Source organism: Paenibacillus sp. V4I5 (assembly GCF_030817255.1).
In the GTDB taxonomy this organism is placed as follows: domain Bacteria; phylum Bacillota; class Bacilli; order Paenibacillales; family NBRC-103111; genus Paenibacillus_E.
This window is the reverse complement of record NZ_JAUSZB010000002.1, coordinates 6,459,198-6,481,602: the sequence shown is the minus strand read 5'-3', so window position 1 is coordinate 6,481,602 and position 22,405 is coordinate 6,459,198. Positions and strand designations below refer to the sequence as shown.

The following is a 22,405-nucleotide window of genomic DNA, read 5'->3' as shown; positions in this document are numbered from 1 at the left end:
TCTTTATGTCCTAGAGAAACTTGATGCAAACGGGCCGCGATACCGCTACCGTTTGCCCTGTTTCACGCAGCATTCCAGTTTCCGCATCGATGCGGAATACCGTAATGCTGTTCGAGTCCTGGTTCGCCGCGAGGAGGAACTCCCCCTGCGGCGATAAGGCAAAGTTCCTCGGCGTCCGCCCGAGCGTCGCCTGCCAACCCACGACCGACAGCGTGCCGCTTTGTCGGGCAACCTCATAAACCGCGATACTATCGTGTCCGCGGTTAGATGCATACACATAGCGGCCATCCTCGGAGAGATGGATGTCCGCGCATGTGCTCTCGCCGCTGAAGCCTTCCGGCAGCGTCGAAATGCTCTGCAGCGCGGTCAGAACTCCCGCGTCTGCCTCATAGCCCAGCACGGTAACCGTGCTGTCCAGCTCATTGATCGCGTACACGTACCGACTGTCCGCGCTATAAACCAAATGCCGCGGGCCTGCGCCCGGCTTCATCGCCGCATCGCCATGCGGCTGAAGCAAGCCGTTTTCCGCGTCGATGCTGCTAACCACTAGTCGATCAAGGCCCAGATCGGCTGAAATCGCATACCGATTGTTCGGTGCCGGAACAATCGAGTGCGCATGCGGAGCCTCTTGGCGATCCGCACGCGGCCCCAATGGACCTTTATGTTTGACCAACTGTGCATGCTCACCAAGCCGCCCGTCCGCTTCTATCGGATAAATGGTCACGCTGCCGCTTGAATAATTCGCTACATAGACCGTTCGGTTAGTCTGGTCCAAGCTGATATAACAAGGAGCAGATCCGTCGGTAGGCTGCTGATTCAACTTCTCAAGCCTACCGGTGCCAGCTTCTATCGCATAAGATGCCGCGGAGCCTCCAAAACGACCGTTGTACGTTTCTGTCTCACTCACCGCATACAAAATCGTCCGTGCATCATTCAGAGCAAGAAAGGAAGCATTTGGCAAATCCCTATACGATTCCACCAACCTCATTTCACCGCTCAAAGGATTGAACGCATACAAGGAAATCCCATTTGTATTGCGCTCATCTGTATAGGAACCAACATAGACATACAATTCTTTCTGTTCTCCTACTGACATTGGCAACCAGCCTCCACGATAGCGATTTCTGCTATAAGTATTGTCACTTCTTCAGTATTCATTTCCTATGTAATCTCATAAACCTACTCTCACATTTCCCTACTTAATCTCATAATCCTGCTTTTTTTTGCTTTAATTCACACCTGCACCTTACGCCAAACCGCAGTAACAACCATAGCAATAACCGCCCCATACAGAGCAAGCTCCATATCGTGGTGCGTATCCCATTGATCACCTTGTGTTCCTAGGAATAACGTTCCAATCTCAGGAGCAACAATCAGCGCCACCCACATTTCAATAAGCTCATAAAAAGCCCCCATTGCCAACACAATGACACAGGTAATCACATAAAGCCATTTACTGCCTAGCCGTGTCCATGCACTCATCGCTTCCCGAATCGGATAGGCGAGGAGCAATCCAAAGCTGAAATGAACCAAGCGATCATAATGATCACGTTCCGAGTGAAGAATTAGCTTCAACCAAACATCCACCCAATTCTCGTTATACGAATAATGAGCCCCAAACGTATGCAGCAGTAAGAACAAAGCAATCCAAGCATAAGACAAATTCGTAAACGTAAAAAGTTTATATGTACTTACAAGTCCAATTAGCGTTGCCCATATCAGTAGATTTTCCAATACCCAGTTATACCTGCTGTAAGGCTCTACCGCCAGCCAAATCCATATCCCTACAAACATAACGATTATCATTTGCAAAAACCAATTTTTAGTGAATGAAATGGTCTGCATGGTTCAGTCCCCCTTGTTATTACCTCTAAACTCAGGTTACCTCGCCACTGTCTTTTCCAAAAGTACTAACTTCAACTAGTACCTTCTTTAGACGTATTGAACAAATCATATTTCACTTCTGAGAAGTTATGATCGGTAAAAGCATTCAAGTGCTCATCAGTCAGCCACAATCGGAACTGGAAAGTATGCTGGGTAAGATTATAAATGCGCAGGTTTCCTTTTTCAACCAAAAATAGGTTCATCCTTCAAGCTAATAGATCACTAATTAAGATGTTCCATCCATCGATTTGGTTCAAAGACTTAAACGAGGAGAGACTTTGGTCTACGACCAAAGATCCCAACGAGGAGAGACTTTGGTCTACGACCAAAGATCCCTATATTAGGTGCTAATTTCCTAAGGAAGAAGCTCGTAAAAGATCGGCGTTACCTCACTACCCTCATATACATGCAAAATATGGTTCTTATATGCCTTCATCTCAGATAACGTCGCGATCAAGAAAGCGTGAGAGGCATTCCCTGTTCCAGTTCCTGTCCCTGCCCCTTTCTCTGCTTTAATCCCACCATCCCTAACCTGTTCCAAAGTAACATAAGCAAACTGCCCCCAAGGCGCAGCATCCAACCCGATATGCGGATCAATCCAGTAACGAATCTGAAGTCCATGAAACCAAGCCATCTTCAAAGCCTGCTCGGCAAAAGCACCCGTTCCATAAAGATGAATGACACATACGCCATCCTCTTTCACCTTTTGGATCGTCTCAAACAGCATCACCTGGCTGCCGAACCCATCTTGTAGCCGCAAATAGAATGTATATAAATAATACGCAAATCGTCTAGTCACAAGACCCTGCGGCCAATTCGCATTCAAAATCGACGGCCCATAATTACAGGTATTCAAAAATGCTTCCGGCCCTTGCTCGAACCATTCTTCGGCCACATCTTCACAAATCGGTGCAATGTACTCGGTACAGAAATTGTCCTGATGCGTCAAATCCCCCAACAATCTCGCTTCCTCGGGTCTCGGCATATCGAGAACACGGTGCAGCGGCTTGCTCCACTCCACAGGCTGTAGGGATGCGCGCTGCAATCGCCCCTCTTTCTGCTGTAGCAAATAGGCATAATAACCTTGGAACGCTAAAGCACCTTCTTGACATGCCCGTTTCATCGCATACTCTTTGTCAGGACGTTTCAGCTCGGCCGTAATCGGCCTGATTTGACCGAGCTCACCTTCAGCATAACGAAGCGTCGAACCGAAATCGCCCATCATGAGCTCCTCCAAAAAGGCAGGCGTCCTTGCGATACGTTTCCCCTCATCACTTCCCCCGCTACCCGAGCGCAGCATACTACGGATATCCATACCACGCATACTCAGCTCATCCAGCCGATTAGCGCCAACAGCGAGTAAATGCGTCATTTGCGGCTTATGTCCCGCTAAGCTCACTATTTTTTCTAGTGATTTCTGAATGGTTCCGTGAAAGCCAATATCGACCGTTACCAACCGTTCAGGCGAACCAAATTCTTGCTTCAAATAACTTACAAAAAGCTGCCTATGCCGCTTCACAGACGCCAAAATTTTAGTTTGTATGGGTGCACTTCGTAGAAAACCCCCAATTTGATCATAGATGGAGCTTCCATTTTCACCTACTATATACTTGCAAGTTTCAATTCTTTCCTCCAAAAATGCTTCAAAATGAAAATGATCGCTTTCTTCGCAGATATCAAGTACCTCGAATAGCTCGCTTATTTTCAAACCGTGAATGCCTAGCAAAAGTGTTAGCTCATCATCACCAAAGCTCTCCAGTCCCGCCAAAAAAGTAGCTTGTCTGGAAACATAGATCGGCTTTATCTGTAGGTCAACACCTCGAATACGCGCAGCACTTTCAAGCATCGGGGCTAACAAATAAGCTTCTCTCATTAAAGGATGTACAGTCCGGATGCCCTCATCCACACATTGATCAATGACCCACTCACACAGAGCTTGCAAAAATGGTCCAATTACACTGGTACCCAACTTATAAAATACGCGGTCCAGCTCGCCCATTCCAACCGTCATATCCGAGGCTTCTGCTAGCTTCCGCAGGGACTTCCATTCTGGCAGTACATGTCCATGTCTAACATACTCCCAGTGATGCAAGCTCTCGAAATGTTCAGGAACGACGTTGTAGTGTACGCTCCTTATTCCTTCTTTGGAGGCACCTTCCACATCTGCGGCTATATTGTCACCAATATGTACAATTTCGTGACTCTCGAGCTGTGGGTAAAGTTCCTTCAACCGAGCGAATAAATGCCCCGATGACTTCCCTTCATGCTCCTCCGATGAAACAAGCAGCGTATCTACGCTTAATAGATCTAGACCTGACGACGAAAGAATCCAGCGCAGCTGCTCGGAGGATAAATACATATCCGATAACAGTGCTACCGGAATCTGCTTGCTTTTACAAGCAGCTAACAATGACGCCACATGCGGGTTCACATAGCAAACTTCCGCCTCAGTCTCGACTTCTATCTGAGCCATCTTGTCCCTGATACAGACCCCTTCCGGCATCTCAGCATAAATGAGTTCCAAAGTAACCTCGCCAAAGCCCGTTACGGCAGCTTGTCGATCACGGGCATTGTTCTCAGCACGAATCCGCATCTCTTTGAAAGCGGCTGGTGATATGGAAGCCTTCAAGCAGCCAATACGGTGTGCTTTTTCCGCAACAAGAACAAAAACGTCAGAGGGATTTGCACAAGTACGAAATAATAGCGTATCGAAAATATCCAAACTGAGCAGCGAAATGGCGTCAATATCACCAATCAAGCCGCTTAGAAAGCGATCCTTTTTCCATAAATGAAGATCGGTAAAGCTTATACTTGTATGCGGTACCTCCAGCATTAGAAACCTCCTTAAAGTTTTGCTTATTTATCACTTATATTTGAGAAGTACACCGAAATTGAGGTAAGCTTAAAATACCATAATTCGGAGGTGCGCTTTTTCATGTCCTATCAGCCCTTAGTGTCCATCATTATCCCTACGTATAATCGCCAAATTGAACTCGCTGAGCTCGCAGAATCATTATACCGCCAAACGTACAAAAACTTACAAATCATCATCGTTAACGATTGCGGCCCCTCCGTCGATTTCATTCAGGAATTGTACCCGGAACTGGCTATTCAGATCGTCAATATGCCGCAAAACTTGAAGCATGTTCATGCACGCAACCGCGGATTGCAAGAGGTAAAAGGCGATTTCATTATGCTCTGTGATGACGACGATCTGCTGCTTCCGATCCATATCGAGCGCATGCTGCAAGAAATAGAAGGCTATGATCTTGTCTACCCAGACGTAGAAATTTTCGATTATGTTTATGAAAATAACGCCCGTTCCATCACAGATCGGTTCGTTTTTGCTTATGAATTCGATGTGCCTGCGATGCGTAGGTTTTCGACCTTCTTTTCTTCCGGCTGTATATTTCGTCCCGAGGTTATCAACGTTCTGGGCGCTTTTGACACGGAAGTATTTCATTATTGGGACTGGGATTTCTTCTTACGAGCAGCTGAGCAATTCCGCGTGAAACGTGCGCCAATCGCAAGTGTACTCTATGCCTTCTCGCAGCAAGGCAGCAGCAATATGTCGGGTCAATTAGATAACATGCGTCCTTATTTGGACATGCTCTCAGCCAAGCATCAACTCGGTGAATTGCCAACGAAAAACTTCTTCCTCCTGCTGGAAGAACCGGAAGTGAAAGCGCGACAAGCAGTGACCGAAATCATCTGGGACGGGAAACCGATTCGCTCTCGTTTATCCAAATAAACTTTTGGCATAGAAGCTTCGAAACTCGCTTGGCGTCATTCCTTCATGTTCTTGAAACCGCTGGTTGAAATAACTCGCGCTGGCATAACCTGATTCCTTGGCGATGTCTTTGATCGGCCAGTTCTCCTTTTCAATTAAACGCTGCTTAGCGAATTGAATGCGGCAAAGCGTAATGAAGGAGAGCGGGGTCATCGACATAGCTTTACGAAATAATTTACAGAAATAGTAAGTGCTTACGCCTGTGAGCTCCGCCCATTCTTCCAAGATGAACGGTTCACAGGCTTTTTGCTGCATCGAGGGAAGTAAGGCGAGAATGCGATCCACGGATTCCATCCCCCGATTTCCCGTTAAAGGCGCCGCATAGCTCATGAATTCGCACAATATCTTATACGTCAGTGTCGAGAGATTCGTTGTCCGAAGGATGCTATTCGTCTCCGCCTCCAGCAAAAGCTCATGATACGCTTCTTCAAGCTCATTCCATCGCTTTAACGTCCACAAGGTCCGAAGAAATCCTCGCTCCAGCATAAACTCCTTTATATGATTTCCATAAAAATGAACCCACCTTACATCCCATGGATCTTCCTTCGAGCTGTAGTATTTTTGTTCTTGATATGGAAAATACAGAAAAGCATCCCCTTTTTGAATCGGATACTGTTCCCCCTCAATTTCGACGTACCCTTTACCTGAAACGATGAAATGCAAGCTAAATGTCTCACATAACCTCTCGGACCGATAGACAGAATGATTCGGGAGATCACGGTACCAGCCAACAGACTCTGGAAAAATGAAATAAGAAGATTGCTGCAGCCTCGGCAGCATGACATGCCTTTGCATCTTAACTCCTCCTCTTCTAATGACAATATTCCGATACTCGGTGCAATATATTATCATATTCATTTTAAATAACTCGTTTTATAATAACAATATACCGTTATCAAATATTTTACAAAAGGAGAAATGCTGTAATGACAAAGCTTCGTTGGGGGATTTTAGGTTGCGCCAATATAGCCATAAGGGCTTGTATTCCTGGTATCCAGCAGTCTCAGACTGGCATTGTAAGCGCTATTGCCAGCCGCAATCTGCAGAAGTCACAGGAAACTGCAGCTAAGCTAGATATTCCTAAGGCTTACGGCAGTTATGAAGAATTGATCGAGGATCCTGATATTGATGCCTTATACATACCGCTTCCGAACCATCTGCACAAAGAGTGGACGATTCGTGCTGCCCAGGCTGGTAAGCATGTACTGTGCGAGAAGCCAGCTTCTCTTACGGCGGATGATGTTCAAGAAATGGTCACGGCTTGCGAACAAGCAGGTGTGGTTTTTGCCGAAGCTTTCATGTATAGACACCACCCGCGGTACGAGCGGATTAAAGCTATTATGGACTCCGGTGAAATCGGTGATATTCGTGGAATTCATGGTGTTTTTACCTTTAGTAACCCTGGTGATAGCAAAAATGTTCGCTACGTTCGTGAATGGGGTGGCGGTTCAGCCTATGACGTTGGATGTTATCCACTAAGTGCTGCAAGAATGCTGTTGGGCAGGGAACCAGAGGCTGTGACCACTCACGCCTTCTTCTCGCCGGAGCATGATGATGTCGATATGATGATGTCCGGTTTAGTTGAATTTAGCGGCAATGTCGCGTTAACCTTTGACTGCGGAATGTGGGCAGCTTTCCGTAATACGCTCGAAATCGTTGGCGCGCATGGACGTATTGAAGTCCCTTCTGCGTTTGTGACGCCAACAGAGGAATCCGGCAATTTTATCGTCCATGTTAAAAATGAACGCCGTGAAGAAAAGGTTCCTTTTCTCAACCAATACGCGCTGCAAGCGGACGACATGGCTTATGCCGCTTGGGGTGAGAGAGCACCTCGCTTCCCAGCGAGTGATGCTATTAAAAACTTGAAAGTGATCGATGCATGCCTGAAGTCAGCTAGAGATCGCTCACGAATTGTTATTAATCAATAATCATTCATATAAAGAAAGCAGGGATGATTTCATATGAAGCACATTCAGATTAAAGGATTAGATAAACCAGTATCCAAACTGATCATGGGATCTGACTTTTTTAGACTGGATAATGGTCAAGAAGTCAGCGAAATCCTCGGGCATTATCTATCTATCGGTGGAAATACGATTGACACAGCCTTCATCTATTGTGGTGGCCAGAGTGAGCAAGCGCTTGGGATTTGGCTCGATGAAATGGGCAATCGCGATGACATCAATATCTTTACCAAGGGCGCACATCATGATGCTAGCGGGCCCAGAGTGAATGCGGAAGCAATTCGAAGTGATTTGTTCACCAGTCTCGAGAGACTGCACACTGACTATATTGATCTTTATGCGCTTCATCGCGATGACCCGTCAACACCGGTCGGCGTTATCCTCGAAGCGCTGAATGAACATGTGGAAGCTGGTAGAATCCGCGCCTTTGGCGGATCCAACTGGACACATGAACGTCTGCAAGAAGCAGCAGATTATGCTGAGCAGCATGGTCTAATCGGCTTCAGCTTCAGCAGCCCTAACCTTAGCCTAGCTAAAGCGAACGAGCCATTCTGGGCTGGCTGTGTCTCAACCGATGAGCAAGCGCTGCGCTGGCATGAAGCCAAGCAATTCCCACTGCTGTCCTGGTCTTCGCAGGCACGCGGATTTTTCACTGGGCGGTTCACGCCGGAGAACCGCGAAAACGCCGATCTCGTCCGCGTCTTCTACAGTGACGAGAACTGGACGCGGCTGCGCCGCGCCGAACAGCTGGCACAGGAAAAAGGCGTCAGCGCGATCCAAATCGCGCTCGCCTATGTGCTGAGCCAGCCGTTCCCGGCATGCGCCCTCATTGGGCCGCGCAGCGAAGCCGAAATGCTCTCATGCCGTGACGGCGCGCAGCTTGTGCTGTCTGCGCAGGAGCTGGCATGGCTTGATTTGACCGCAGCGACGGTGTAACAGCTGCGCAACCTTTGCGGCACCGTTTGTGTGCCGCTTGAAGCCCCCCGGCCGATATTGGGCCGGGGGGTTTTGTGTGCTTGTGGATAATCACCTGCCGGATTTTGCTTTTCTGGCACTTTCCACTCAAATAGGAGTCTCTGAAGACTCTTATTGGGCAAATTGAGCTTAAATTGGATTAAATCCGAGCAAATAAGAGCCTCTAGAGACTGCTATTTTTGCTTTTCTTGCACTTTCCACTCCAATAAGAGTCTCTGGGGACTCTTATTTAGCAAATTGAGCTTAAATTGGATTAAATCCGAGCAAATAAGAGCCACTAGAGACTGCTATTATTGCTTTTCTTGCACTTTCCACTCAAATAGGAGTCTCTGGGGACTAATTTAGCAAATTGAGCTTAAGATTAAATCCGAGCAAATAAGAGCCTCTAGAGACTGCTATTTTTGCTTTCCTGGCACTTTCCACTCAAATAGGAGTCTCTGAAGACTCTTATTGGGCAAATTGAGCTTAAATTGGATTAAATCCGAGCAGATAAGAGCCTCTAGAGACTGCTATTTTTGCTTTTCTGGCACTTTCCACTCAAATAGGAGTCTCTGAAGACTCTTATTGGGCAAATTGAGCTTAAATTGGATTAAATCCGAGCAAATAAGCGCCTCTAGAGACTGCTATTATCGCTTTTCTGGCACTTTCCGCTCAAATAGGAGTCTCTGGGGACTCTTATCTGGCAGATCATGCTCCTCGCCACCATTCTTCCACCCATCCGATGGACGGCTTATCCGTTGACATGATAAGATATAAGAAAGCGTTATCTACAGGAAGAATAAGGATCTGCTTTTAGGAGGTACCATGGGAAAGACAGACATTCGCCGCGATGCGATTATGCAAGCCATTAAAGATAAAGGCTCCATCGCCTTGATCGATATCGTCAAGCAGTTTGCTGTTTCGGAAGCAACGGCTAGACGGGACCTTGAGATACTCGAACAAGAAAAGCGCTGCATCCGTACCTTTGGAGGCGCCGTGCTTGAAAGCTTGAAGGTCGAAGTCCCTTTTTTCAACAAAATGGACCTCTACACGGATGAGAAGAAAGAAATCGCCGACAAGGCGCTGCGCTATATTGAAGATGGCGATATCATCGGTTTAACCGGCGGTACGACGACGACTTTTATCGCTAAAAAGCTCAATCAATTTAAGAACCTTACCGTTATCACGAATGCGGTTAATATCGCCTATGAGCTGATCGGAACGCCGGGGCTGCAGCTCATCCTTACTGGCGGGGTGATTCGCACCCAAACCTTCGAGTTGTCGGGACCACTCGCCAATGCAACGTTAGACAATCTCAGCATTCGCAAAACATTCATGGGTGTGGACGGTGTCTCGTTATCCCGTGGCATGATGATTTATAATGAGCTGGAAGCCGAGACCAATCGGCGCATGATGAAGCAGTCCATGGAAACTTACCTCGTAGCCGATCATTCCAAGTTCAGCCGCAGCTCCTTGTTTGTCATAGGGGAAGTTCAAGAAACCATAGGTATTATTAGCGATTCAGCCATAACACCGGAAATGAAGCATGCTTTCAAGGAAGCCGGAGCACCATTTCTATGAAAAAATAAAAACGGAGCATCTCGGGTTCATTCCTCCCGTAATGCTCCGTTTCTTTTTATTAACAGCAGCGATTAATTTTTCCGCTTTCATAACGTTCATGAAGGGAAAGCATGTAAAACTCCTTTTCCGTCAAAGGTTTATCATCTGGATGATGATCCTGTTGATGCTTCAAGTATCTTTCATAGTCTGGGATATTGAAAATGACCTTTATTGTCGTGTTAACCTTCTTTGTAAAACTCTTAATTGTTTTCATGGCATCAGGCTCCAAATGTGGATTGTACAAAAGGCGCTTCTTTCAAGTGAGGTTTCTGCTTTTGAATCAAGATATTGTACCATACCCGTAAAGAGATGATAATCATCAGAATGACGACGATACCGAAGAAGATGGTGAGGGCCGCATCGATATAGTTATTTGTCACAATCTGATGCATGACATCCATGTTCTTTGCAGGTGCGATGACTTGGCCTTTGTCAATTCCTTCTTGATATTTCTTCGCTGCCGCTAAAAAACCGATACTTGCGTTTCCGGAAAATGCTTTTTGAAAGCCGGCAGTCAACGTCGTCACGGAGAGGAATGCAAAAGGAAGGATACCTACCCAAGCGTAGCGAGCTTTGCCCATTTTAATCATAATCGTTACTGCTACGGCTAAAGCGATAGCAGCTAGCATTTGATTCGCGATTCCGAATAGCGCCCATAAGGAATTGATACCCCCAAACGGATCGATCGCCCCTTGATACAAGAAGTACCCCCAAGCCGAGCAAACAAGCAGCGAAGCAATGAAATTGTATTTGAAATCTTTTGTTTGGCCAAATGGCTTGTAGAAGTTTCCGATCAAATCCTGCAGCATAAAACGGCCAACCCGTGTACCGGCATCTACAGCTGTTAAGATGAACACAGCTTCAAATAAAATAGCGAAATGGTACCAGAATGCTTTGGCTCCATTTAGGAATTTTGCAAAAATCTCAGCCATACCTACGGCAAGCGTTGGTGCCCCGCCTGTTCGCGAGAGGATCGTCTTTTCACCGATTTCTTTGGCCGTGCTTGTAATCTGATCAGGAGTCAGCGTGAAGCCCCATGATGAGATTTTGGCCGCGACGGCAGCTGGATCCGTTCCGATTACAGCCGGTGAAGAGTTCATCGCGAAGTAAATGCCGGGTTCTAAGGCACATGCCGCGATCAATGCCATAACAGCGACGAAGGATTCTGCGGCCATACCGGCAAAACCGATAAAAGGGGCATGACTTTCTCTATCGATCATTTTCGGAGTCGTACCGGAAGAAATCAAGGAATGAAATCCGGAAACCGCCCCGCAAGCTATGGTAATGAATAGGAATGGGAATAAATTGCCGGAAAATACAGGCCCGGTTCCATCAATAAATTTGGTCACTGCCGGCATTTTCAGCTCCGGTAAAATGACCATAATGCCGCCAGCAAGTAAGATGATAACGCCGATTTTCAAAAAAGAGCTTAAATAATCACGCGGTGCAAGAAGGACCCAAACTGGCAAAATGGAAGCAATGAGGCCATAGACAACCATCATAATGGCGATTTGTGGAGCTGTGAAGGTAAACATCTGGGATAGCATCGGACTTTCCGCTACATACTGTCCTGACCATAAAGCAATCATCAATAAGACGAAACCAATGATGGAGCCTTCGATTACTTTACCAGGTCGAATATAACGCATATAAAAGCCCATAAATATCGCAATCGGCATGGTCATGACGATCGTAAACATGCCCCATGGTGATTCTGCTAACGCTTTCACTACGACGAGTCCAAGAACGGCGACGATAATAATGAGGATCGCTAACGTTGCAATGGACGCTAACGTACCGCTGAATCGACCGACTTCGTCTTTGGCCATTTGACCCAGTGACTTTCCATCTCGACGCATGGATCCAACAAGGGTCACAAAGTCTTGTACGCAGCCAGCAAGAACGGCCCCGACAATAATCCAGAGAATGCTGGGTAAATACCCCATTTGTGCGGCTAATATCGGACCAACCAGCGGTCCTGCTCCGGCGATGGCCGCGAAATGATGGCCAAAAAGCACATATTTGTTAGTCGGGACGTAGTCTTTGGAATCGTTATGAACATGGGCTGGGGTTGCCCGTTGATCATTTAACTCGTAAATTTTCTTAGCAATGAACCGACTGTAAAAACGGTAACCAAAAGCATACGTACAGATAGCGGCAATGATTAACCAAACTGCCGAGATGTTCTCGCCATTCGACAGCGCGAGCATAGCGAAACCAGCTGCACCTAATGCTGCAATCGCACCCCAAATCACATACGAAGTAAATTTGTTTTTCATACCTATCACTCCTAGTAAGTGTTTTCTTCTCCAAATTGACTATTGGTTGATAACGCTTACAAGGAGTATAGCTTGTTTAGTTTCCGAGCGAAATATCTGGAGCGCATCATGCCATATTGGGGCCCTATGATGTTAAATTTCGAGTTTCAAACGCAGCATCTTCACATAATTTCGGCTAACAGGTATGCTGCTTCGCAGTGCGTCATCCATCCGCAGATTATACGCTCCGTTGACCCAAGTCTTCATCTCAGCAATGGAAGCCAGGTTGACGAGATAGCTTTTGTGGCAGCGAAAAAAACCGAATGGCTCCAACTTTTGTTCCAGCTCCACTAACGTATAGGAAACGTTATAGGCTTTATCACGAAGATGAACCTGTACATGTTTGACTTCTTTGCTGATATACATGATGTCCTTCGGTGATACATAGGTAATGCCTTCATCCAATTCTAGCGCTAGTTTTACACTTGTCATTCCGGTGGAAGGATGGACTAGGACGCCCGATCCGTTCTGCATTCGAATTTTACGCAGCTCTCGGAAAACGATAGCTAAGTCTTCTTCGTCGTACGGCTTGAGCATATAGTGAAAAGCACGAAGCTTAAATGCATGAACAGCATATTGATCGTACGCAGTGGAGAACACAACCTTCACCTGCGGATTGATCTCTCGTACGATTTCTGCCACTTGAAGCCCATTAAGATCCGGCATGTCCATATCGAGAAATAAGACATCCGGTGCTTGTTCTTTTACCTTCTTAATTGCATCCATTCCGCTGGTCGCAGGTGTCACCATCTCTACATCTTCGTACTGCTCTAAGAGATAGACTAACTCTTCCCTTGCCGGCGCTTCATCATCAGCAATCACGATATTCCAGCCCACCTACCATCACCTCACCCAGAATCTAATTTTTGTGCCTTCGCCTGACTTACTCTCAATTTCAAGCGGATGCTCTCTTCCGTAATGGTAGATTAGCCGCTGTTCGATATTCCGCAAAGCCATACCGGCGTGTTGTTCCCCATGACTGTGAAGCCTGACGGTTTCTAGGCCAACTCCATTGTCCTCGACAGTAATACGCGCATGCCGCTTTCCGTCGTCCAGTTCCTCCTTCACCATAAGCTTGATCATACCGATTCCCTTCCTGTTTTTGATGCCATGAACAATGGCGTTCTCGACAAGAGGTTGAATCGTAAACGGAGGGATCTGATGATCCAGTAGCCTTTCATCGATTTCAGCATAAAATTCCAATTGATCCCCAAGACGTGATTTAATCAAACTAAGGTAAGACATGACCAATTCATATTCGTCACGTATCGTAATCATCCGTTGGTTACTATGGCTCATGTTTTTGCGCAAAAACTTAGACAAGTGCATCACCATCTGACGGGCCTCTTCCGGTTTAGTACGAATAAACGATTTGACTGTGTTGAGCACATTAAAAAGGAAGTGGGGATTCATCTGCGCTTGCAGCGAACGAATCTCCGCATCGGCCAGCAGCTGCGACTGTCTCTCGGACTCGACAAACGCATACTGCTGAGAAAGCAGACCGGCAAGCGAGGACAACATTCGTCTACGAGATGGATTATCATCCTGCTCTCGGTCGAAATACAAGCGAAATTGCCCAATCGGACGCTGATTCGGAATATGAATGAATAAGTCGATCCAATGCTTTGTTTTTCTTCCCTCCGCTATCCATGCCGAACCGTTCTTACTGAAAAATGCACCCACGGCCTTCATTTCCTCATTCAAAACTTTCGCGATTTCATGTACGGCCTTCTCGAATTCCAATCGCCAAAGCGGCATCGTCATATCCGCAATTTGCAGTGCTTTATGAGCATGCTCTGCGCCGATGCGATCCTCTTCGCGCTCCATCGTGTTGTACAGTACGAAATAAAGGGCTACCCCGATGCTGTTAGCGAGAGTCTGCGGTAAACCAATAAGCGAAACTAGGTTTAATGCATCTCCCCAGGGCTTGGCGAGCGCAAGAATAAGTGCCATTTGCAGAGCTTCAGCCATGAAGCCTACAAGAAAGGCGAGTTGAATGGACGACACCTTGCGGAAGCGTTTCTTGAACGCTTTGCGGCAAAGTCCAGCCAAGACACCTTGTAGAATAGGCGCAATCATACAAGCTACAGCAACAAATCCACCCAAGCTGTAACGATGCAGGCCCGCTGCGACACCAACGATGAGCCCGCTTTTCACACCGCCTAGCAAGCCGGCAATGACGACTCCAACGGTTCGAGCATTGGCAATGGCCGCGGTTGGGGCTACTTCGCCGATCCATGGTGCCGGTCGATATGTGTACTCGGAAACCGTCACACCCGAGTAGGTGGCCAGAATCGCATAAGCAGTGAAAAAGAAAAGAAAACGCCATTGATAGGTCTTGTTACCTTGATAACTCATATAACTGCGCATCCAGCGGCTGCGAGAAAAGGCAAATGCAAGCGCTATCAAGAATCCAACCCTTTCAATCATATCGACGAACAAATGAAGCATCGCTCACACACCTTTTAACATCTTTTAAAATAATCCTAGCAGAAATCGTTTGTCCTTGCAGTAAAAAAGACCATGATTTCTACGTTTGTAGAAACCTTGGTCTTATGTACCCTCTCGATAATCGGGAGGGTTCGTACATCATTCACTACTCGTCTGCGGCACGACAGGTTGCTTATATTTCAACGAAGGCAGCATAATGAAGACCCCAACTAAAAATAAAGCAGCACTTACTAGATAAATGGCTTCAAGCGAGAAGGAAGCTTTGATACTTCCGGCCAAACTCATCGTGATGACCATAGCTCCCATAAACAAAGGATTCAGAATACCATTCACGCGACCCACGAATGATTCCTCCGTGTTGCCAAGAATCATCGTATTGATACCAATTTGGATAGCGGGCATGACGAGACCGGACAGGAATTGCATAACAAGTGCTACCCATAACAGATGTGTCATACCAATGACCGCAAACGCCACGACACTTACGGACATCCCGAGTATAAGCAGCGCTTGCGACGACATTTTTTTGGAAAAGCCCATCGTCAAGCCCCCGCCGATAATCATCGCGACACCATTCGTGGCCATAAACCATTGCAAGTTCTCTTTAGGCAAGCCCAGATTTTCCGTAACAAGAAAGATACCAAGTGGACTGATTAGACCAATCGCAAGACCGGCAACAGCAAAGCAGCCTCCCAAAGTAACAAGCATTTTATTCTTGAGCACATACCGGAAACCTTCGCCCATCTCAGCAAAAATGTGCGTGGATGGAGCTTCCGATCCTTTTTCCGCTTTACGGTCAGCTGGTAGAAAGGTTAGGACAAGAGCGGAAAGCACAAAGCAAATTCCCATGATCGCTATAGCAACTTCGATTCCAAAGGTATAGTACACGAAAGTACCCATAATTGGACCCAAAATCATAAAGATTGCCATCATCGATTGAAACAATGACATCCCCATTTGCATTTGAGATTCCGGCACATGAACCTTGAACAGCTTCATCCCGGACGGTTGAGAGAATTGGGACAGGATGGACGACACTAATGTGGCAAAAAAGATCGCCTTCCATGAACCATAATACAGGGTAATCATAATGACAAACACCGAGGCAGCACTGAGAATATCGCACCAGACCATCGTGAGCTTAGGTCTCCATCGATCTGCAAAGGCACCGCCAATGAAAGAGAAAATAAATATCGGCGCAAACTCGGCAACGGAAATCAAGGAAACCGAGTAAGGATCGTTATTCGTCATGTCGGTTACGTAGAGAAGAATCGCGAAGTTACGAATCCAAATCCCGATTTGGAGGAAGAGACCCGATAACATAATGGACTGCACAAAACGATTGGCAAAAAAAGAACGCATCGTTGGCGCAGAATTAGATACTGCTTGAGACATAGAAAAAAAACACCCCTTCGACAATAGATTGGTCTATAAAACGTCAACTTCATTCCGACGTAACCGGAACTCAGAAAGTTTCATAAGCCTCATCAAATGTAACGAAAAAGGTGCTTAACGTCTAGTGCAATTTGTCATATGACCGGTCATAAAGTGAAATGACTCAGCGCCCATCCCTCGACATGAGCAGTGCTGCGCCTACAGCTCCTGCGGAGGATCCAAGAGCGGATGTTACGAATCGAACCGGGCTTAGAATCGAAGGCAGGCAGCGATCCTCGATGATTTCGCGCATCGGACCTAGGAGCGGCTCGCCGATGTGCGAAGCTCCGCCGCCAATAATGACCACCTGCGGATTGAGGAGGTGGAGAATGCTCACGAGCCCAATGCCGAGGGCTCGTCCCGCTTCGCGCAGGATGCCGCTTGCCTCGGCATCCCCTTCCGCGGCTGCGGCCGCGACCAACCGCGCATCGACGCGGTCAGGGTCGCCTCCCGCAAGCCTCGTGAGGGCGCCGGCAGCGTCGCCGTCGCCTCCCGCAACGCGGCGCACGTGCTCGGCGCCGCGGCGGCCAATGGCGGTGCCTGACGCGTAGAGCTCCAGGCACCCCACATTCCCGCAGAGGCAGCGTGGCCCATTTCCATCAATGGAAATGTGACCAAGCTCCCCTGCGTTATGGTTAACTCCGGCGATCAAGCGGCCGCCGGAAATGATGCCCCCGCCGATCCCTGTGGAGATCGTCACGAATATACAGTCCGGCGCGCCCTCGCCCGCGCCGGCCAGCCATTCGCCAACCGCTGCGGCGGTGGCGTCGTTCTCGAGCCGGACCTCACAAGCGAAGCGGTCCGACAACACGGCGGCGACAGCAACGTCGCGCCAGCCGAGATTCGTGGCGAAGGTGACGACACCGTTCGCCGTATCAAGCGTGCCAGCGGTGGCGACGCCAATACCGCGGAGAGCACTGCGGCTGCCGGGCACAGCCGCGAGAATCCCCTCGATCAGGTTACCCAGCCGATCGAGCACAGCTACCTCCCCCTGCTGCGCAAGGGTGGGGATCTCTTCTCGCGCGATGATGCTGCCATCGTACGCGACCAAGGCGGCCAGCATCTTCGTGCCTCCCAGATCTACCCCAACAAAATACTCCCGAACGAAGACATCTTGTTCTTCTCCGATGTTTTTCATACCTTTTTCTTGTTCGATGCCGTTACCCTTTACAAAAACATCTTGCTTATTTTCCTGCTCCAATGTCATCTCTTTTTCCCCTTTCCCCATCAATCCAGCCTCCAACCAAGCGGATACTCCTCCGACAATGTCACAGGCAGCCTTCCAACCCTTTCTCTTTCCCAAGAAGCACATTCGCGAGAGAAACCATCGCAAGCGGACGGTTTTCATAACAAGCATAATAAGTCTTTACCTCAGGAAATTCAAGTAAATCATAAGGATTTCTCCCAGCAGCCACGATAACATACGGTTCTTCCATTTGAACTAATTCTTTAACCAACCTGGTTTGTCCTGCTGAGAATGTTGCATTGTATGTGACAATGACAATTTGCTTGTTACCCTCACAAGCTTCTAGAACCGATGCTACCTCCGTATCCGAAGGATACAGCCCCAAATAAACCTCCTGAACAGGCTTTCCGGCTATCTCAGATAAGACACTGCCCAGTGTACCGCTCCGCTCCACAACTTCATCAATTTCAGTTCCCGTTTGTACTTCTGTCCAAATAACTAAAGTAGGCTCGTTCAGATCCAGCACTTTACCTACTTCATCCTTAACCCGCGTAATACTTTTGCGGCTCAGTTCTTTGGCGAGCAGTTGATGCTCGGGTTTAGAAATAGGTTCGGTCGGGATGGGTGCTAGCGTATCATAGCGAATTTCTCGCTTATATTTATAGGTCATTATCCGCAGCACAGACTCATCAATTCGCGACTCCGGAATACGTCCACTTTCCACCGCAGCTATAACCGCTTCAATGGCAGACACTTGGCGATCCAGTAAATGACTAACCAGAATAAGATCCGATCCAGCCTCAATGGCACGTACAGCGCCTTCCGCCACACCAATCCCTTCTGAGATCGCCTTCATCTCCAGGCAGTCTGTTACAATTAACCCTTTGAACTGAAGTTTCTCACGAAGTAATTCCGTTAAAATGCGATATGACAACGTCGATGGAACACCATTCTCTTCTAGTGCCGCGAAGACGACATGCGCCGTCATAATCGCATCTACTCCGCCTTCAATCGCTTTAATGAAAGGGGCTAGCTCTAGCTCCATCAACCGCTCCATACTATGGGGCACAACGGGTAGGTCATGATGAGAATCCTCTGACGTATCACCGTGCCCTGGGAAATGCTTGACTGTAGCTATAACGCCCATATCCTGCAAGCCTTTCACCGCATGTGTGCCCATATCACCCACTAGCGCAGCTGTTTCACCATAAGAGCGCACGCCGATAACAGGGTTTAATCGATTATTATTGATATCTAAACAAGGGGCGAAGTTCATGTTCACACCCATTTGGCGTAATTCTTTACCCATCACTTTTGAGCTGGCATAAACACCTGCGGGAGCAAAAGCAGCCCCTAAAGCCATGTTCCCTGGCAGTAGAGTTGCTCCTTTTTCAATACGGGAAACCATACCACCCTCTTGATCTACGGCAATGAATAACGGCTGTCCGCCGCTGCGAAGACTCATCGTTTGCAATTCGGATGACAAATGAGCCAATTGGTGAGCATCCTTTACATTTCGACGAAAATAGATGACACCGCCAAGTCCGTATTCCTCAATTAATTGGGTAATGGACGCATTTGGTTCCAAAGATTCAAAACCGCAAATAAACATTTGACCTACTTTTTGGCGCAAGGTTAAAGGATGTTGGTTATTACGTGATGAAGATGACATCATTACACGCTCCTTGAATGAGTGAGTTAAGATTTAATGCTTTCAATGATACGTTTCTGCAAAATAAAATAGATCAGCATAACTGGAATAACACTAAACATAATTGCTGCACAGAGCGAACCGTAGTTCATATTCAATTGGTCGTAAAAGGCTACCATGCTCACAGGAAGCGTCCTAAACTTTTCCTTCGTTAGAAATAGATTGGCCATCATAAACTCATTCCAATTGCTAAGGAAATTGAGCATAAAAACCGTGACAAGTGAAGGTATCGTAATAGGTAAAATGACTCGCCACAAAAGTCCGTAGATGGATAGTCCATCCATGATCCCCGCTTCTTCTAACTCACTCGGTATGGATTTCAAAAAAGCACTACAAATAAACACAGTCAAAGGTAAACCCATCGTTACATATGGCAGGATCAAGGCTAGCGGTGTGTTATATACGTACATGCTGCGAAGGAGCATATATAGCGGGACAAGCAAGGAACCTGCGGGCACAAGCAAAGCAAGCATCAATATACGCTTCAAGAACTTGCTTAATCGTGGAAATTCCATTCGTGTTAAGGCGTACGCCGTTGCCGTACCAAGAAGCAGCGTCGCCACGGCGGATATCACAGAAATCACTAAACTGTTCGTAAAATAGTGACCCACATGCGCACCAGTCCAGGCATTCCAATAATTCGAAAACGAGAGTTGCTCTGGAAGGGACCACGGCGAGGCAATGATTTCTTTATTTGTTTTAAATGAGGAGTTCAATACCCAAAGAAGAGGAAACAAAATAATGCCTATGTACAACATGAGTACAGCATGGAGGAAGACACGGCGATAGCGAATTTCCTTCAAAATCGCACCTCCTCCTGCTTCCTTGTGAACCAGCCAAACAAGGATGTTAACATGCCGGTTAGCAGGAGAATAAGTACGGCAATTCCGTTTGCATACCCATATTCACCAATGCGATAAGCTTTTTTATACAAATACGTGGCCATCACTTCTGTAATTCCATACGGATTACCGCCAGTCATCACAAAGACGATGTCTAAGGCCTTCATAGCTCCGGTAATCGATAGCAAAATCATGACCATAATGACGGGACGCAGCAGCGGAAGCGTAATCGACCAAGCCTCTCGCAGGCTTGTCGCCCCGTCTAACTCAGCCGCTTCCAAGATATTTTTGGGGATAGCATAGATCGCCGATAAAACCAGCACGACATAGAATCCAATCCACTGCCATGCGTTGGTAACAAGCACAGAGAGCATCGCTGTCGCTTCCTCTGCTAACCAAACATGCTGCCAAGTCATTAGCCCTACAGCTTCTAAGGCTTGATTGAGCAACCCTGCCTGCGGGTGATAGATAAACCCCCACAATACACCAACCACAGCTGTTGAAAGAACTGTCGGGAGGAAAATCATCGTTTTGTAGAAGCTAGTCCATCGTCTAACTTTGCTTACCAGAAGCGCTAAACCGAGTATAAAGGGGATTTGCAATCCAACAGAAAAACCAATGAAATACAGGTTATTCCGCACAGCCATCCAGAAATATTTGTCCTGGACAGCAGTAACGAAATTATCCAAACCATTAAATCTCGCCGGCGATACTCCGTTCCACTCTGTGAAACCGTAGCGCAGCGACATGATCATGGGATATAAGAAAAAGATTACGAATAGCAGCAGTGTCGGTATCGTAAAAAGCGCATAAGCAAATGGATTTCTTCCTATCTTATTCATGTCTCATCCTACTAGTTGGTATGGGTTTCTTCCTTATTCGAAGCCTCTTGCTGCTTCTGTATGTCCGCCATTAAGGAGGCCGGATCTGTTCTTCCGCCTATTAATTCTTGCATACCGCGTTCCAATTTTTCTCGAACTTTCGTTTGAATGCGTGAATCGAATGCGGGGAAGGCACCTTTACTGGTTTCAAATACATTCAGAATTTCCGTAATGAGCGGGTTTACATTGCTCGTATCCTGCAGCTTCATGGCAGGTGGCATACCTTCTTCGACGAGCTGTCTTTTTTGCATGGATTCGTTATACATTTGCCTGATAAACTCCATAATGGCCTCTAGCTGATCTGGTGTCGCTTTCTTAGAGAAGCCATAAGCATTAGACCATCCGCCATTGATATAGCCATCACCTGGGCCTCCCATAGCCGGGAAATTCATGAAGCCTACATCCTTTACAATGGACGACTTCTCAGGGTCAAGCAGTGGCGTATTCGCCCAACTGCCATCGAACATGAAAGCTGCTTCACCGCTGCTAAATTTATTTTGCTGCTCGGCATATGAAAGTGCTAAGCTGCCCTCCTGGAGATACCCCTTTTGAATCAACGTATAATACTTATCAAAAGCATCCATAACATCCGGATCCGTCCATCGTCTACTTCCATCCAAAAAGCCCATAACAGAATCTGGACCGGCCGTGCGCACCCACATCGTATTGATCATCATGTTAATGACCCAGGAATCTTTAGCCGTCAATGCAAATGGCGTTATTTTCTGAGCCTTTAGTATCGCGGCAGCCGTGAGCAGTTCTTCCCACGTTTGAGGTGGTTTTATGTGATGATCCGCCAAAATCTTTTTGTTGTAGTACAAGCCCTCGACATACCCTGCCATCGGAATGCCATAAATTTTACCGTTAACCGTAAACTCCTCGAAGCTATAAAACTTATTGATTAATCCTAGCTCATTCAGAATCGGCGTAAGATCAAGCAGCCTACCCGCTTTGACGTAATCCTTCGTATCCGTTCCGCCAAACAAGTCGAATATTTCTGGTGGATTCCCAGCTGCCATCTCTGCTCTCAGCTTCTCGAAGCGATTGACCTTATCCTCCACCCCATCTAACGTAATGGATAAGCCAGGCATCTTCGACTCCGTTGCTTTCACTACATCCTGCAGCATCGCGAAGCGCTTCTTCTGTGTATCTTTCACCTGCGTATGACGAAGTGTCAGTAGGATCGGCTCTCCTTTTATCCCCGCGGGGTTGGGAGTCTCGCCTGTATGAAGGTTTTGTTCCTTACTCGAAGTTAAGCCGTTGCAAGCAGACACGATGAACGTCATAGCCACTACCACTGCTGCCGAAATCAACGTTCCTTTTCTCATCTTTATTGATCTCCTTTTTGCTTACCATCTAAGTATAAATTA

General features: G+C 47.1%; 19 protein-coding genes. 4 read left to right on the top strand and 15 right to left on the bottom strand.

Annotation, left to right across the window (positions count from 1 at the left end):
- Nucleotides 1–10: 10 nt before the first annotated feature.
- The 4 genes from QFZ78_RS31735 to QFZ78_RS31720 all read right to left on the bottom strand — a co-directional run bounded on the left by QFZ78_RS31735 (nt 11) and on the right by QFZ78_RS31720 (nt 4,717).
- Nucleotides 11–1,096, bottom strand: coding sequence for a lactonase family protein (locus QFZ78_RS31735; RefSeq protein WP_307553325.1), 1,086 nt, complete (start codon nt 1,094–1,096; stop codon nt 11–13).
- Between the two features lie 137 nt (nt 1,097–1,233).
- Nucleotides 1,234–1,845: a DUF2238 domain-containing protein gene (locus QFZ78_RS31730; protein WP_307553324.1), complete on the bottom strand. Its 612-nt coding sequence runs from the start codon at nt 1,843–1,845 to the stop codon at nt 1,234–1,236.
- 71 nt (nt 1,846–1,916) lie between these two features.
- Nucleotides 1,917–2,075, bottom strand: a complete 159-nt coding sequence (locus QFZ78_RS31725; RefSeq protein ID WP_307553323.1) for a hypothetical protein — start codon at nt 2,073–2,075, stop codon at nt 1,917–1,919.
- A 164-nt stretch (nt 2,076–2,239) separates the two neighbouring features.
- Nucleotides 2,240–4,717, bottom strand: coding sequence for an HAD family hydrolase (locus tag QFZ78_RS31720; protein WP_307553322.1), 2,478 nt, complete (start codon nt 4,715–4,717; stop codon nt 2,240–2,242).
- 102 nt (nt 4,718–4,819) lie between these two features.
- Between QFZ78_RS31720 and QFZ78_RS31715 the strand changes: the two genes are divergently transcribed.
- Nucleotides 4,820–5,635: a glycosyltransferase family 2 protein gene (locus QFZ78_RS31715; protein ID WP_307553321.1), complete on the top strand. Its 816-nt coding sequence runs from the start codon at nt 4,820–4,822 to the stop codon at nt 5,633–5,635.
- Here QFZ78_RS31715 and QFZ78_RS31710 read toward each other — a convergent pair.
- Nucleotides 5,624–6,469, bottom strand: coding sequence for an AraC family transcriptional regulator (locus tag QFZ78_RS31710; RefSeq protein ID WP_307553320.1), 846 nt, complete (start codon nt 6,467–6,469; stop codon nt 5,624–5,626). The two genes, QFZ78_RS31715 and QFZ78_RS31710, sit on opposite strands and share 12 nt — an antisense overlap.
- A gap of 131 nt (nt 6,470–6,600) precedes the next feature.
- Here QFZ78_RS31710 and QFZ78_RS31705 point away from each other — a divergent pair, with 131 nt between their 5' ends.
- The 3 genes from QFZ78_RS31705 (at nt 6,601) to QFZ78_RS31695 (ending at nt 10,173) form a co-directional block, all read left to right on the top strand.
- A complete protein-coding gene (locus tag QFZ78_RS31705; protein WP_307553319.1) occupies nt 6,601–7,602 on the top strand; it encodes a Gfo/Idh/MocA family protein in 1,002 nt (333 codons plus the stop codon).
- A gap of 33 nt (nt 7,603–7,635) precedes the next feature.
- Nucleotides 7,636–8,574, top strand: a complete 939-nt coding sequence (locus QFZ78_RS31700) for an aldo/keto reductase (protein ID WP_307553318.1) — start codon at nt 7,636–7,638, stop codon at nt 8,572–8,574.
- Nucleotides 8,575–9,417: 843 nt separating this feature from the next.
- Complete coding sequence (locus QFZ78_RS31695) at nt 9,418–10,173, top strand: DeoR/GlpR family DNA-binding transcription regulator (RefSeq protein WP_307553317.1); 756 nt, start codon at nt 9,418–9,420, stop codon at nt 10,171–10,173.
- 58 nt (nt 10,174–10,231) lie between these two features.
- Here QFZ78_RS31695 and QFZ78_RS31690 read toward each other — a convergent pair whose 3' ends face one another.
- The 10 genes from QFZ78_RS31690 to QFZ78_RS31645 form a co-directional block, all read right to left on the bottom strand.
- Nucleotides 10,232–10,426: a YbdD/YjiX family protein gene (locus QFZ78_RS31690; protein WP_307553316.1), complete on the bottom strand. Its 195-nt coding sequence runs from the start codon at nt 10,424–10,426 to the stop codon at nt 10,232–10,234.
- Between the two features lie 4 nt (nt 10,427–10,430).
- Complete coding sequence (locus QFZ78_RS31685; protein ID WP_307553315.1) at nt 10,431–12,491, bottom strand: carbon starvation CstA family protein; 2,061 nt, start codon at nt 12,489–12,491, stop codon at nt 10,431–10,433.
- A gap of 132 nt (nt 12,492–12,623) precedes the next feature.
- Entirely contained in the window at nt 12,624–13,367 is a 744-nt protein-coding gene (locus QFZ78_RS31680) for a LytR/AlgR family response regulator transcription factor (RefSeq protein WP_307553314.1), read from the bottom strand.
- Between the two features lie 6 nt (nt 13,368–13,373).
- Entirely contained in the window at nt 13,374–14,981 is a 1,608-nt protein-coding gene (locus QFZ78_RS31675) for a LytS/YhcK type 5TM receptor domain-containing protein (protein ID WP_307553313.1), read from the bottom strand.
- A gap of 138 nt (nt 14,982–15,119) precedes the next feature.
- A complete protein-coding gene (locus tag QFZ78_RS31670) occupies nt 15,120–16,376 on the bottom strand; it encodes an MFS transporter (RefSeq protein ID WP_307553312.1) in 1,257 nt (418 codons plus the stop codon).
- Nucleotides 16,377–16,539: 163 nt separating this feature from the next.
- A complete protein-coding gene (locus QFZ78_RS31665) occupies nt 16,540–17,643 on the bottom strand; it encodes an ROK family protein (RefSeq protein ID WP_307553311.1) in 1,104 nt (367 codons plus the stop codon).
- Nucleotides 17,644–17,683: 40 nt separating this feature from the next.
- A complete protein-coding gene (nagZ, locus tag QFZ78_RS31660) occupies nt 17,684–19,276 on the bottom strand; it encodes a beta-N-acetylhexosaminidase (RefSeq protein ID WP_307553310.1) in 1,593 nt (530 codons plus the stop codon).
- A gap of 23 nt (nt 19,277–19,299) precedes the next feature.
- Nucleotides 19,300–20,115: a carbohydrate ABC transporter permease gene (locus QFZ78_RS31655; RefSeq protein WP_307553309.1), complete on the bottom strand. Its 816-nt coding sequence runs from the start codon at nt 20,113–20,115 to the stop codon at nt 19,300–19,302.
- The gene (locus tag QFZ78_RS31650; protein ID WP_307553308.1) at nt 20,112–20,996 is read right to left on the bottom strand and encodes a carbohydrate ABC transporter permease; all 885 of its coding nucleotides are present in this window, start codon (nt 20,994–20,996) and stop codon (nt 20,112–20,114) included. Before QFZ78_RS31650 ends, QFZ78_RS31655 begins: the two co-directional genes overlap by 4 nt.
- An 11-nt stretch (nt 20,997–21,007) precedes the next feature.
- Nucleotides 21,008–22,363, bottom strand: a complete 1,356-nt coding sequence (locus QFZ78_RS31645) for an extracellular solute-binding protein (RefSeq protein ID WP_307553307.1) — start codon at nt 22,361–22,363, stop codon at nt 21,008–21,010.
- Nucleotides 22,364–22,405: the final 42 nt, after the last annotated feature.

Bases quoted from the DNA above. Each gene is read 5' to 3' on its own strand.
- QFZ78_RS31650 (WP_307553308.1), bottom strand. From the start codon at position 20,996: ATGAATAAGATAGGAAGAAATCCATTTGCTTATGCGCTTTTTACGATA.
- QFZ78_RS31675 (WP_307553313.1), bottom strand. From the start codon at position 14,981: ATGCTTCATTTGTTCGTCGATATGATTGAAAGGGTTGGATTCTTGATA.
- QFZ78_RS31665 (WP_307553311.1), bottom strand. From the start codon at position 17,643: ATGGGGAAAGGGGAAAAAGAGATGACATTGGAGCAGGAAAATAAGCAA.
- nagZ (WP_307553310.1), bottom strand. From the start codon at position 19,276: ATGATGTCATCTTCATCACGTAATAACCAACATCCTTTAACCTTGCGC.
- QFZ78_RS31730 (WP_307553324.1), bottom strand. From the start codon at position 1,845: ATGCAGACCATTTCATTCACTAAAAATTGGTTTTTGCAAATGATAATC.
- QFZ78_RS31710 (WP_307553320.1), bottom strand. From the start codon at position 6,469: ATGCAAAGGCATGTCATGCTGCCGAGGCTGCAGCAATCTTCTTATTTC.
- QFZ78_RS31685 (WP_307553315.1), bottom strand. From the start codon at position 12,491: ATGAAAAACAAATTTACTTCGTATGTGATTTGGGGTGCGATTGCAGCA.
- QFZ78_RS31720 (WP_307553322.1), bottom strand. From the start codon at position 4,717: ATGCTGGAGGTACCGCATACAAGTATAAGCTTTACCGATCTTCATTTA.
- QFZ78_RS31670 (WP_307553312.1), bottom strand. From the start codon at position 16,376: ATGTCTCAAGCAGTATCTAATTCTGCGCCAACGATGCGTTCTTTTTTT.
- QFZ78_RS31700 (WP_307553318.1), top strand. From the start codon at position 7,636: ATGAAGCACATTCAGATTAAAGGATTAGATAAACCAGTATCCAAACTG.
- QFZ78_RS31695 (WP_307553317.1), top strand. From the start codon at position 9,418: ATGGGAAAGACAGACATTCGCCGCGATGCGATTATGCAAGCCATTAAA.
- QFZ78_RS31690 (WP_307553316.1), bottom strand. From the start codon at position 10,426: ATGAAAACAATTAAGAGTTTTACAAAGAAGGTTAACACGACAATAAAG.
- QFZ78_RS31645 (WP_307553307.1), bottom strand. From the start codon at position 22,363: ATGAGAAAAGGAACGTTGATTTCGGCAGCAGTGGTAGTGGCTATGACG.
- QFZ78_RS31735 (WP_307553325.1), bottom strand. From the start codon at position 1,096: ATGTCAGTAGGAGAACAGAAAGAATTGTATGTCTATGTTGGTTCCTAT.
- QFZ78_RS31705 (WP_307553319.1), top strand. From the start codon at position 6,601: ATGACAAAGCTTCGTTGGGGGATTTTAGGTTGCGCCAATATAGCCATA.
- QFZ78_RS31715 (WP_307553321.1), top strand. From the start codon at position 4,820: ATGTCCTATCAGCCCTTAGTGTCCATCATTATCCCTACGTATAATCGC.